Annotated in this window: 1 pseudogene; it reads left to right on the top strand. The window is 73.7% G+C overall.

The annotated features are described in order from the left end of the window. Positions 1-255, top strand: a pseudogene (locus RM704_RS45100) (electron transfer flavoprotein subunit alpha/FixB family protein); the annotation flags it as partial.

Raw genomic sequence — 255 nt, 5'->3', positions numbered from 1 at the left:
CCAAGTCCCGTGTCTCCAAGGGCACCCCGGTCATCACCGTCAAGCCCAACTCCGCCGCCGTGGAGGCCGCCCCGGCCGCCGGCAGCGTGGAGGCGCTGGAGGTGACGTTCGGCGCGCTGGCCACCGGCACCAAGGTCACCGGCCGTACCCCGCGCGAGTCGACCGGGCGTCCGGAGCTGACCGAGGCCGCGATCGTGGTCTCCGGCGGCCGCGGCGTCAACGGCACCGAGAACTTCGCGATCATCGAGGCCCTCG

The sequence above is a fragment of the Streptomyces gottesmaniae genome, assembly GCF_031845845.1.
Taxonomy (GTDB): Bacteria; Actinomycetota; Actinomycetes; order Streptomycetales; family Streptomycetaceae; genus Streptomyces; species Streptomyces akebiae.
The sequence above is the reverse complement of the archived record's forward strand: the minus strand, read 5'-3'. Positions and strand labels throughout refer to the sequence as shown.